This window comes from Fictibacillus sp. 18YEL24, assembly GCF_015903855.1.
Lineage (GTDB): Bacteria > Bacillota > Bacilli > Bacillales > Fictibacillaceae > Fictibacillus > Fictibacillus phosphorivorans_C.
In genome coordinates, this window is sequence record NZ_JACZDT010000001.1 from 122729 (window position 1) to 134357 (window position 11629).

The window sequence follows — 11629 nt, forward strand, 5'->3', positions numbered from 1 at the left end:
AAAATGGGTAAACTAGGATGTAGACATAATGAAAGGGGTACTTATTCAATGGGAATTGTTAATCATAAAAAAACCAATCTCCACGGCATGACTGTACATACGATAGAAACGAAAAAGTATAAGACCACATCGTTTATACTTCAGGTAAAAGAACCGATCAACGAAAAGAACGTTACAAAGCGAGCTCTGCTTGCTTATGTCTTACAGAGCGGTACAAAGGATTTCCCTTCATCCAAAGAGTTGAGAAGTGCTTTAGATGATCTATATGGAGCTACATTAAATGCTGATCTTTCCAAAAAAGGTGAGAATCAAGTAATTAGTATTCGTATGGAAGTAGCAAATGAGAAATTTTTATCCAACTCAGAGCCTGTTCTTGATAGAGCCTTCCATTTATTATCACAAGTTCTCTTAGCTCCTGCTCTTGAAGGTGATGTGTTTAAAGAGGGAATCGTAAAAAAAGAGAAGCGCAGTCTGAAACAACAGATTGAATCCATCTATGATGACAAGATGCGTTATGCAAACAAACGACTTTTAGAAGAGATGTACGACACAGAACCTTACCGCTTGAATGTTTATGGAAACGGTGATGAAGTTGATTCGATCTCACCAAAAGAACTGTTTGACTATTATCAAGAAGTGATTAGAAATGATAAGATCGATCTTTATGTGATCGGTGATATTTCAACAGATGAGATGGTTGACAAGGTTAGCAAGCATTTCCGTTTTTCAAAAGATAGAAAAGAAGACGAGACTATAGCGGTGAATGCTGCAGACGAAAAAAGGATCTCTGAAGTTAAGGAAATCTTCGAAGAGCAAGATGTACAACAAGGAAAACTGCACATGGGTTACCGCACGTATACTACCTATGCAGATGAAGATTATTTTGCTCTACAGGTGTTTAACGGGATTTTTGGCGGGTTTTCTCACTCTAAATTGTTCATGAACGTTCGTGAAAAAGAAAGTTTGGCTTATTATGCAGCTTCTCGGTTCGAGAGCCATAAAGGAGCTGTTTTTGTTATGAGCGGAATCGAGACTGCCAATTACGAAAAAGCGGTAAAAATTATTAAAGAACAGCACGAAGAAATGAAGAACGGCAAGATCACAGACTCTGAATTCGAACAGACGAAAGCGATGATCAACAATCAAGTGTTAGAGACGATCGACCAAACGATCGGTCTATCAGAAGTGCTGTATCACAATGTTGTTGCAGGTACGAATCGTTCCATTGAAGATTGGATGGAAGGAATAAAAAAAGTAACAAAAGATGATGTGGTTGCAGTAGCTAAAAAGGTAACATTAGATACCATTTTCTTCTTGAAGGGAGCTGGCACGAATGGGAATGAAAACGTTTGATCAATTAGATGAAACGCTGCATTATGAAGAACTAGCGAATGGGTTAAAGGTTTATGTTTTAGAAAAGAAAGGCTTTAATAAGACATACGCTACGTTTACGACACATTATGGATCAGTGGATAATCACTTTAAGCCGTTAGGCAAAGATGAAAATGTGAAAGTTCCTGATGGAATCGCACATTTTCTTGAGCATAAACTTTTTGAAAAAGAGCATGGAGATGTCTTTCAAGATTTTAGTAAACAAGGTGCATCTGCTAATGCTTTTACGACATTTAACAGAACGGCTTATCTGTTTTCAACAACGGGTGATGTAAAGAAAAACTTAACGACTTTAATCGACTTCGTACAAGAACCTTATTTTACAGAAAAGACGGTCGAAAAAGAAAAAGGAATCATCGGTCAAGAGATCAGAATGTATGATGATAATCCGGATTGGCGCGTTTATTTTGGTCTGATTGAAAATATGTATCACCATCATCCAGTAAAGATCGATATCGCTGGAACTGAAAAATCTATCGCTAAGATTACAAAAGATGATCTGTATGAGTGTTATGAAACGTTTTATCATCCGAGCAACATGATTCTCTTTATCGTGGGTCCGGTAGATGCTAAAGATATATTAAGTTTTGTTAAAGACAATCAATCACAAAAAACGTTCAAAGAAAAAGAAAACATCGAACGATTCTTTGACGAAGAACCACAGTCGGTCGCAAAAACAAAGAAAGTGATCGAGATGACCGTACAGACTCCTAAGTGTTATATGGGCTATAAAGAAGCTGCTCCTAATCGTCAAGGAAAAGAGTTAATGAAACATGAACTAAGTGTAAATCTTCTTTTGGAGATGATGTTCGGAAAAAGCTCTCCGAATTATGAAACATTGTATGAGGAAGGGTTGATCGACCAGACCTTCTCTTTTGATTACACAGAAGAGAATGGATTTGGATTCAGCATGCTTGGAGGAGATACTGGATCTCCGGATGAATTTGTTGAAAGAATCTCAGGTATGGTTGAAGACTTTAAACAACACTCGATTGATGAAGGTTCATTTGATCGCGCTCGTAAAAAGAAGATCGGTGCTTTTTTACGATCATTGAACTCACCGGAGTTTATTGCGAATCAATTCACTCGCTATGCGTTCAATGAGATGGACTTGTTTGATGTGATCCCCGTTTTTGAATCGCTGACTGTTCGTGATGTGGAAGGCGTCTTACAAGACCACTTTAAAAAAGAAGCCATGACCGTTTGCCAAGTACAAAAAAAGAAGTCATAATAAATTTAAAAACATCCTGCTGAGGTAGGGTGTTTTTTTACAGCAATGAGGGATTAACATTGAAAAACGCGCTTGTCACAGGAGCATCAGGAGCGATCGGAAGCGAGATCAGTCATATGTTAGCATCAAATGGTTTTCGGTTGTATCTTCATTACAACACCAATCAAAACGCTGCAGCAAAGCTTCAGAAAGAATTGAAGGACAAATACGGTGTACCTGTTTCAATGGTATGTGCTGATCTGTCTAAAGCAGGCGGGTCAGAAGATCTATGGAATCAAATTCAAGTTCCCCTAGATGTGTTCGTATATAACTCTGGCTCTGCTCATTTTGGCCTTCTCACGGATTTTACCGAAGAATCTATAACAGAGACGATGCAGTTGAATCTTTTAAGTGCGATCTCACTGTCGAAGGCGATTGTGCCTAGCATGATTCAAAAAAAATCTGGAAAGATCATCATGATCACATCCGTTTGGGGAGAAGTAGGGGCTGCATGTGAGACGGTCTATTCTGCCGCAAAAGGCGGATTGAATACGTTTGTTAAAGCTCTCTCAAAAGAATTAGCTCCGAGCCATATACAAGTAAATGGCATCTCTCCAGGAGTGATATCCACTCCTATGATGGACCAGTTTACAGATGAAGAGAAGCGTTCATTGGCTGACGATATACCTGCTGGGCGGTTTGGGGAACCACGTGAAGTTGCTCATGCTGTTGAATTTTTAATGAGCGAAAAAGCGGATTATATCTCTGGTCATATCCTTTCGATCAACGGATCGTGGTTTACTTAAAAAAACATGTATAAAAAGCATGAAACTAAGAGATATTAATGCTGTATCAACCTTGAAGGAGGAGACAGCATGTCTGTATTAGACAACTTTGGTCAATGGAAAGATTTCTTGGCAGAGCGTTTAAATCACGCGGAACACGAAGGTATGAACCACGATACGATCTCGAACTTAGCAACTGAGATCGGTGGCTACTTAGCGAACCACGTAGAACCAAAAAACGAGGAAGAAAAAGTTCTTGCCGATCTTTGGAAAGTGGCCGATGAAAACGAAAGACACGCCATCGCAAACATGATGGTAAAGCTAGTTCAAAACGACGGAAGCCGCTAAATGGTGAAGGATGTTAAGAAATTTTTCTTAACATCCTTTTATTTTGCTTTCATAATAAATTGAAATCATTTATTATTAGAAACAAGAATAGATGTAGAATTTTGTTTCATTTTGAAAGAATAAGGAGATGAATTATGGGAGAGCAAGAATGGTATTTAGAGTACGAGATACATAAAAACCGGCCGGGTCTCCTAGGGGATATATCTTCCTTATTGGGTATGCTTGGAATTAATATCGTCACGATTAACGGTGTTGACAACGAGCGTCGTGGAATGCTTCTGATCATTGATAACGAAGAAAAGATCAACCGGCTTCAATCGATTTTAGATTCAATGGACAATATTACAGTAACCAAGTTTAGAAAACCGAAGCTTCGTGATCGTCTCGCTGTAAGACACGGCAGATATATTGAACGTGATGCGGATGATAAGAAAACCTTTCGTTTTATAAGAGATGAACTTGGGATATTAGTTGACTTTTTAGCTGAATTATATAAAGTTGAAGGACATAAATTAATCGGCGTTAGAGGCATGCCCCGTGTTGGGAAAACGGAAAGTATCGTAGCATCCAGTGTTTGTGCGAATAAACGTTGGGTCTTTATCTCATCCACATTGTTGCGTCAGACCGTCAGAAGCATGCTTGCGGATGATGAATACGATTCTGACCATGTTTTTATTATTGATGGTGCGGTTTCAGCACGTAATATGAACGATAAACATTGGCAGCTCATACGAGAGATCATGAGGCTTCCTGCAGCGAAAGTTGTGGAACATCCTGATCTTTTTGTTCAGCAAACGGAATATACACTTGATGATTTTGACTACATTATCGAGCTAAAGAGTCATCGTGATGAAGAAATTACATATGAAGCTCTGAAACAAGATCAAACAGGATTCGGAAATTTAGAATGACGTAAGTGGGTGGGAAGGTTGACAGAACTCGGTAAGTTATTAAAAGAAAAACGCGAAGAAAAAGGAATGTCACTTGAGGAACTTCAAACAGCTACTAAGATACAAAAAAGATATCTTGTAGCCATTGAAGAGGGAAAGTATGAAGTACTTCCAGGATCGTTTTATGCTCGAGCGTTCATTAAAAATTATTGTGAAGCTGTAGGTTTGCATTATGAGACCATTTTTGATGAATATTCTCATGAGATACCAAAATCGGCAAAAGAACCAACTACAGAGTTCGAACCGCGTTCAAAAAGAGAGCGGTCCGGAGTATCAGAAGATCATTCTCTTTTAAAGAGGTTGATACCGATCGTACTTATTGGAGTTTTGATCGTGGTTGTCCTCTTTGTCGTATGGAAGCTTCTTCCTGATGGAAATGATCAAGCGAAAAGCGGCAATGATTCACCAGGTGTTCTTTTGGATGCAGATGAGAACAAACCACAGAAAAAAGAAGGAACAAAGAAAGAAAAAGAAGATGTTTCTGAAGAGAAAGAAGAAAAATCTGAAGCTCCAAAAGAAGAAGAGAAACAACAAACGTTAACGAAACTTGAAACGATCGGTAAAGTAACAACTTATGATTTGAAAGATACGGATAAACTGGTTGTGGAACTTAGTGCAAAAGGGCCTAGTTATGTAGGGATCCAAGATGAGACTACGAAAAGCTATTTTGATAATCAGATGAAAGAAGGTCAAACAGAAACCTTCGACCTTTCTTCTGCAAAAGAGGTAACACTAAATATTGGCGCGTCTCATGTAACATCTATTAAAATTAATGGAGAAGCATTCACATATCCAGTGCCAGCTACTGAACTGATCCATCAAAAAATTGTGATTCGTAAGGCTCAACAATAGTTAATACAAAATTGATTTTGACCGTATTTTGGAGGAATTGCATTGAACTTACCTAATAAGATTACCATTTCTAGGATTTTTTTAATTCCACTCTTTATGATTGTTCTTTTGGGCGATTTTGATTGGGGAGTATGGAAGATAGCGGGTGAAGAATTACCTGTCACTCATTTTGTAGCAGCGCTGATCTTTATCTTTGCATCTAGCACTGATTGGGTCGACGGCTATTATGCGCGCAAATATAACTTAGTTACGAATTTAGGGAAATTTTTGGACCCATTAGCTGACAAGCTGCTCGTTTCAGCTGCACTTGTAGGTTTAGTTGAACTTGGAGCTGCACCTGCATGGATGGTTATCGTTATTCTAAGCCGAGAGTTCGCTGTTACAGGAATCCGTGCTGTTGCTTCTGCAGAAGGCGAAGTTATTGCAGCAGGACAGATGGGTAAACTAAAGATGTGGATACAGATTATTGCGATTTCAGCTCTATTGCTTCACAATCTACCATTTGCATGGATCGGACTTCCTTTTGCAACGATCAGTCTTTGGGCAGCAACTCTGATTACCTTATATTCTGGCTGGGAGTATTTCGTGAACAGCAAACATATTTTATTAAAATCAAAGTAATCTAGAATGAAGAAAAAACAGGAGCAGAAAACTCCTGTTTTTTTGTTAGCTGTAGGTGAAAATGGAGAAATCGTGAAGAAATGATAGCGTTTCTTTACATATATAAGTTTGAATGATATGAAATCAGAGAATACAATCAGGGAGCGTGTATGAGTTGAACGCAGAAATCATAGCAGTTGGCAGTGAACTTTTATTAGGACAGATCGCAAACACGAATGCTCAGTTTATTTCAAAAGAGCTTGCTGACATCGGAGTCAACGTTTTTTATCACTCAGTAGCAGGCGATAATGAGAACCGCCTCTCATCAGTGATACAAACAGCCAGGTCAAGATCGGATCTGCTCATCTTTACGGGAGGTCTTGGACCAACTAAAGACGACCTGACGAAGGAAACGATCGCCAAACTATTTCAAAAGGAATTGGTCCATGATGAAGCTGCTTTAGAGTATATAACCAATTATTTTGTTCAAACCAATCGAGAGATGACACCGAACAATAAGAAGCAAGCTCTCATTATTGAAGGATCTGCCGTACTGCCAAACGATAACGGTATGGCACCCGGAATGGCGTTTACTCATGGTAACAACACGTGTATACTCCTACCTGGACCACCTAGTGAGATGAGACCCATGTTCAACAACTATGTAATTCCTTTTCTTTATTCTAAAATGGATGTGCAGACAAAGTTTCATTCAAGAGTCTTGAAATTTTTTGGGATTGGGGAATCGGTCTTAGAAACAAAGCTTCAGGATTTGATCGAGAAACAAAGCAATCCTACCATTGCTCCTCTAGCATCTGAACATGAGGTTACGATTCGACTTACTGCATCGCACCATTCAGAAACTGAGGCAAAAAGACTGCTGGATGAAGTAGAACAAGAAGTTCTAAGCCGTACAGGTTCTTATTTTTATGGTTATGATGACGAAACGCTAGAGAATCAGACTTTTGATCTTCTTCGAGATAATAAGCTGACGATCGCTTCAGCAGAGAGCTTGACTGGAGGATTATTCAGCAAAATTATCACTGATTTTCCTGGGGCATCTTCTGTGTTTCAAGGAGGAACCATCGTTTATTCAAGCGCATTGAAACAATCGATGCTTAAAGTACCTCAATCTTTAATCAAAGATCATGGTGTTGTCAGCTCGCAATGTGCAGAATGGATGGCAGAGGAAATTAAAAAGCAGACAAAGTCTGATATTGGTATCAGCTTTACTGGTGTTGCGGGTCCTGATAGACAGGAAGGCAAGCCTGCTGGAACAGTTTTTATCGGCATATCGACACATGACCAAACGTATTCCCACTCCATAAAACTCGCAGGCTTAAGAAAAGGGATTCGTGAAAGAGCGGTTAAGCATGGATTTCGGTATTTAAATCAATTGGTCAAAGAAGGACAATAAAAAAATCGAATAAATGTTCGTAAAATGATTGGCAAATGAACAAAAAAGAGATATGATAGAGAAGTAGCAAGTAACAGAATTAATGAAACAAAAATACATGTAAAATGAATTTGAGGAGTGAATTGAATGAGCGATAGAAAAGCAGCTCTAGATATGGCTCTACGCCAAATTGAAAAGCAGTTCGGTAAAGGTTCCATCATGAAATTGGGTGAACAAACGGAACAGCGAATTTCAACAGTTTCCAGTGGATCGATCACTTTGGACATCGCACTTGGAATCGGTGGTTATCCTCGCGGAAGAATTATCGAAGTATATGGTCCTGAATCATCAGGTAAAACAACCGTTGCACTTCATGCTATTGCAGAAGTACAACGTAATGGTGGACAAGCTGCATTCATCGATGCTGAGCATGCACTAGACCCTGAATATGCCCAAAAACTAGGCGTTAATATTGATGAACTCTTATTGTCTCAGCCAGATACAGGTGAACAAGCGCTAGAGATCGCTGAAGCTCTTGTAAGAAGTGGAGCAGTAGATATTTTGATCATCGACTCCGTTGCTGCACTTGTTCCTAAAGCTGAGATCGAAGGGGAAATGGGTGACTCTCACGTTGGTCTCCAAGCTCGTCTAATGTCTCAAGCACTTCGTAAACTTTCAGGTGCCATCAATAAATCGAAAACCATCGCAGTATTCATCAACCAAATTCGTGAAAAAGTTGGCGTTATGTTCGGAAATCCTGAAACAACACCAGGGGGAAGAGCTTTAAAATTCTATTCATCTGTTCGTTTGGAAGTACGTCGTGCTGAACAGCTGAAACAAGGACAAGACGTTGTTGGTAATAAAACAAAAATTAAAGTTGTAAAAAATAAAGTAGCTCCTCCGTTTAGAACGGCTGAAGTTGATATCATGTACGGAGAAGGCATCTCTTATCAAGGTGAGATTCTGGATATCGGTTCAGACATTGACATCGTTCAAAAGAGCGGTGCTTGGTATTCTTACGAAGGCGAACGTTTAGGTCAAGGTCGTGAGAACTCGAAGCAATTCCTAAAAGAAAACCCTGAGATTGCATCAGCAATCGTTGCAGAAATCCGCAACTATTATCAGCTAGAAGGCAAAGCAACTGCTGAAGTGGAAGCTCCTTCCTCGGAAGAAGAATTTGAGTTAACAGAATAGCAATCGGGAAGACTGGTCAGTACGACCGGTCTTTTTTTTTGCTCTTTTTTAACCTCAGATTTCGTTTCTTTTGTGACAGTTGATTGGAGTGCAACGTATGAGACTTGGATAGGACGGTGGGCAGACAGAAAGTTAATATGTAGCTCACCGCTAGCGCCGCAGAAAGCGAACAACTAGAACGGAAATCAACTCCTTCTAAAAGCAACTGGTATGCGAAACCAGTTTCAAAATAACGGATATGACAGGCAAAATATGCTCCTTGCTATTTTAAGGTCAAGCAATTATTATAGAAGATTGACTCTCTTGACAAGCCTTTGGCACACCTATAAAATGAAGATATATTTTGATTTCTTATGAAATTAAAAGATATGTATAGAATTTGTACGACATGAATGGTGCACAGCACATGTAAGACGATTGACGCCAAAAATGCAGTATGAAAAGCAGAAAGCAAGAGGAGGTGGGAATATGCCAAGTTTAGCAGTATTCATCTCCAGTTTGCTTGTCTCACTAGGTGTCGGTGCTATTGTCGGATATCTTGTTAGGAAATCAATTGCTGAAGCGAAGATTTCAAGCGCAGAACGAGCAGCTGCGCAAATTGTTGAAGATGCAAAGCGCGATGCTGACGCCAGCAAGAAAGAAGCGCTGTTAGAAGCAAAAGATGAAATCCATAAGCTACGTACCGAAGCTGAACGCGAAATTCGCGAACGTCGAAACGAGCTTCAAAAACAAGAACATCGATTGGTTCAAAAAGAAGAGATCCTAGACAGAAAAAGTGAAACTCTTGACAAAAAAGAGGAATCTTTAGAGCGACGTGAGGAGTCTCTCACCAAAAAACAGCGACAAATTGAAGAGATTGAAAGCAAAGTGGAGGAATTGCTAGAAGAACAACAGCGAGAGCTTGAGCGCATTTCCAGCATTACCAGGGATGAAGCCCGCCAAATTATCATGACTGAAACTGAGAACGAGATGACACATGAGTTGGCGATGATGGTAAAAGAGATGGAAAACCGTGCAAAAGAAGAAGCGGACAAGAAAGCAAAAGAAATTCTTTCCCTAGCTATCCAACGCTGTGCAGCCGATCACGTAGCAGAAACTACAGTTTCTGTAGTAAACCTTCCTAACGATGAAATGAAAGGAAGAATTATTGGACGTGAAGGGCGAAACATCAGGACGTTAGAAACGTTAACTGGAATTGACTTAATCATTGATGATACTCCAGAAGCCGTTATTCTGTCTGGGTTTGATCCGATCCGCCGTGAAATTGCACGTATGGCTTTGGACAAGCTTGTACAGGATGGAAGAATTCACCCTGCACGAATTGAAGAGATGGTTGAAAAATCACGTCGAGAAGTGGATGAGTATATCCGCGAAGTAGGAGAACAGACAACTTTCGAAGTTGGTGTTCACGGACTTCATCCTGATTTGATCAAGATTCTTGGACGTTTGAAGTATCGTACAAGTTACGGTCAAAACGTTCTAAAACATTCAACAGAAGTGGCTTACTTAGCTGGATTAATGGCAGCTGAAGTAGGGGAAGACGTTCATCTTGCAAGACGAGCTGGTTTGCTTCATGACATCGGTAAGGCGATCGATCATGAAGTAGAAGGCAGTCACGTTGACATTGGTGTGGAACTTGCTACGAAGTACAAGGAACACCCAGTAGTCATCAACAGCATTGCGTCTCACCACGGAGACACTGAAGCAACTTCGATCATAGCTACTCTAGTTGCAGCAGCAGATGCACTTTCTGCAGCAAGACCAGGAGCACGCCGTGAAACACTTGAAACGTATATCCGCAGACTTGAAAAGTTAGAAGAGATTTCAGAATCATTTGATGGAGTTGAAAAATCTTTTGCGATACAAGCAGGCCGTGAGATACGTATCATGGTTAAACCGGATATGATTGATGATGTAGCATCATACCGACTAGCACGTGATATTACGAAAAAGATTGAAAGTGAACTGGACTATCCAGGACACATCAAAGTTACAGTCATTCGTGAGACTCGAGCAGTTGAATACGCAAAATAAACAAACAAAGCGGTGGGAGATCAATCCCATCGCTTTTTTATATGGTAGATGTCTTAACTAGAAAGAGATATGATGTTTTTGAATAAAGATATCAGAAGAGAAGATACGCAAGAACAGGTGTTTTAGTAGTAGGTCAATCATAGTTTTTTTCCGGAAAAACCACATTATGGTTTGAAAGAACTTTGTTAAGGGTACTAGAATACCGGGGTTTATTCATAGGGCAGCTGCTTTAACAAATCAGCAAATAAGAGAGAGAATGCACAATTTTGTTTCGGCAGGAATACAAGCCTTAATCAATGAATATAGTAGAACAGGTATCTATCCTGAAGGAGGTTCAAAACAATGGAAATATTAAAAGTTTCAGCAAAATCTAACCCCAACTCTGTAGCTGGTGCACTTGCTGGTGTTCTCCGGGAACGTGGAGGCGCTGAAATTCAGGCAATCGGAGCAGGTGCATTAAACCAAGCTGTTAAAGCAGTAGCTATCGCACGAGGTTTCGTAGCACCGAGCGGAGTTGACCTCATTTGTATTCCAGCATTTACAGATATCTTAATTGATGGGGAAGAACGAACGGCCATTAAATTAATTGTTGAACCGCGCTAATTAAAGTGAAACCTGTTTGCTCACCAAAAAGAGCAAGCAGGTTTTTAGTTTTATAGACTTATTTTCTTTTTAGAAGGTATGCAAAGAATAAGAGAAGGAAATGCGGAAACGTATATAGAATTCTAAGAGAGTACCAAGCATTTTAAAGCGCTTTCTTTTATTTACATTTTTTGTAATAGTGTGAATTTTGCTAGGCGATTACTTGCATTTTTATGAAGTTAAGTCTAGAATTGTAGACGTTTAGTACATAATTTAAGTAAACGTG

At 39.6% G+C, this 11629-nt stretch carries 11 protein-coding genes; all 11 read left to right on the top strand.

The window, feature by feature from the left end:
* The first annotated feature begins 48 nt into the window (after positions 1-48).
* The gene (gene yfmF, locus HU823_RS00630) at positions 49-1353 is read left to right on the top strand and encodes an EF-P 5-aminopentanol modification-associated protein YfmF (protein WP_231607229.1); all 1305 of its coding nucleotides are present in this window, start codon (positions 49-51) and stop codon (positions 1351-1353) included.
* Positions 1334-2623, top strand: a complete 1290-nt coding sequence (gene yfmH, locus HU823_RS00635; protein WP_197220804.1) for an EF-P 5-aminopentanol modification-associated protein YfmH — start codon at positions 1334-1336, stop codon at positions 2621-2623. The genes yfmF and yfmH overlap by 20 nt, the downstream gene beginning before the upstream one ends.
* A 59-nt stretch (positions 2624-2682) precedes the next feature.
* A complete protein-coding gene (gene ymfI / locus HU823_RS00640; RefSeq protein WP_197220805.1) occupies positions 2683-3408 on the top strand; it encodes an elongation factor P 5-aminopentanone reductase in 726 nt (241 codons plus the stop codon).
* Positions 3409-3477: 69 nt separating this feature from the next.
* A complete protein-coding gene (locus HU823_RS00645; protein ID WP_066393818.1) occupies positions 3478-3735 on the top strand; it encodes a DUF3243 domain-containing protein in 258 nt (85 codons plus the stop codon).
* Positions 3736-3869: 134 nt separating this feature from the next.
* Positions 3870-4646, top strand: coding sequence for a DUF3388 domain-containing protein (locus HU823_RS00650; RefSeq protein ID WP_066393823.1), 777 nt, complete (start codon positions 3870-3872; stop codon positions 4644-4646).
* 18 nt (positions 4647-4664) lie between these two features.
* Positions 4665-5537 carry a helix-turn-helix domain-containing protein gene (locus HU823_RS00655; RefSeq protein ID WP_197220806.1) on the top strand — a complete coding sequence of 291 codons (873 nt, stop codon included), beginning with the start codon at positions 4665-4667 and terminating at the stop codon, positions 5535-5537.
* A gap of 42 nt (positions 5538-5579) precedes the next feature.
* Positions 5580-6158, top strand: a complete 579-nt coding sequence (gene pgsA / locus HU823_RS00660; protein WP_066393829.1) for a CDP-diacylglycerol--glycerol-3-phosphate 3-phosphatidyltransferase — start codon at positions 5580-5582, stop codon at positions 6156-6158.
* A 154-nt stretch (positions 6159-6312) separates the two neighbouring features.
* Positions 6313-7554, top strand: a complete 1242-nt coding sequence (locus tag HU823_RS00665; protein WP_197220807.1) for a competence/damage-inducible protein A — start codon at positions 6313-6315, stop codon at positions 7552-7554.
* Between the two features lie 126 nt (positions 7555-7680).
* Positions 7681-8727: a recombinase RecA gene (gene recA / locus HU823_RS00670; protein WP_197220808.1), complete on the top strand. Its 1047-nt coding sequence runs from the start codon at positions 7681-7683 to the stop codon at positions 8725-8727.
* A gap of 468 nt (positions 8728-9195) precedes the next feature.
* The gene (gene rny, locus HU823_RS00675; RefSeq protein WP_066393834.1) at positions 9196-10761 is read left to right on the top strand and encodes a ribonuclease Y; all 1566 of its coding nucleotides are present in this window, start codon (positions 9196-9198) and stop codon (positions 10759-10761) included.
* A 342-nt stretch (positions 10762-11103) separates the two neighbouring features.
* The gene (gene spoVS / locus HU823_RS00680) at positions 11104-11364 is read left to right on the top strand and encodes a stage V sporulation protein SpoVS (RefSeq protein WP_010193268.1); all 261 of its coding nucleotides are present in this window, start codon (positions 11104-11106) and stop codon (positions 11362-11364) included.
* The last annotated feature ends 265 nt before the right edge of the window (positions 11365-11629 follow it).

Excerpts from the sequence above, each read along its gene's own strand:
- spoVS (WP_010193268.1), top strand. The coding sequence starts at position 11,104 with ATGGAAATATTAAAAGTTTCAGCAAAATCTAACCCCAACTCTGTAGCT.
- yfmH (WP_197220804.1), top strand. The coding sequence starts at position 1,334 with ATGGGAATGAAAACGTTTGATCAATTAGATGAAACGCTGCATTATGAA.
- HU823_RS00645 (WP_066393818.1), top strand. The coding sequence starts at position 3,478 with ATGTCTGTATTAGACAACTTTGGTCAATGGAAAGATTTCTTGGCAGAG.
- HU823_RS00650 (WP_066393823.1), top strand. The coding sequence starts at position 3,870 with ATGGGAGAGCAAGAATGGTATTTAGAGTACGAGATACATAAAAACCGG.
- yfmF (WP_231607229.1), top strand. The coding sequence starts at position 49 with ATGGGAATTGTTAATCATAAAAAAACCAATCTCCACGGCATGACTGTA.
- recA (WP_197220808.1), top strand. The coding sequence starts at position 7,681 with ATGAGCGATAGAAAAGCAGCTCTAGATATGGCTCTACGCCAAATTGAA.
- rny (WP_066393834.1), top strand. The coding sequence starts at position 9,196 with ATGCCAAGTTTAGCAGTATTCATCTCCAGTTTGCTTGTCTCACTAGGT.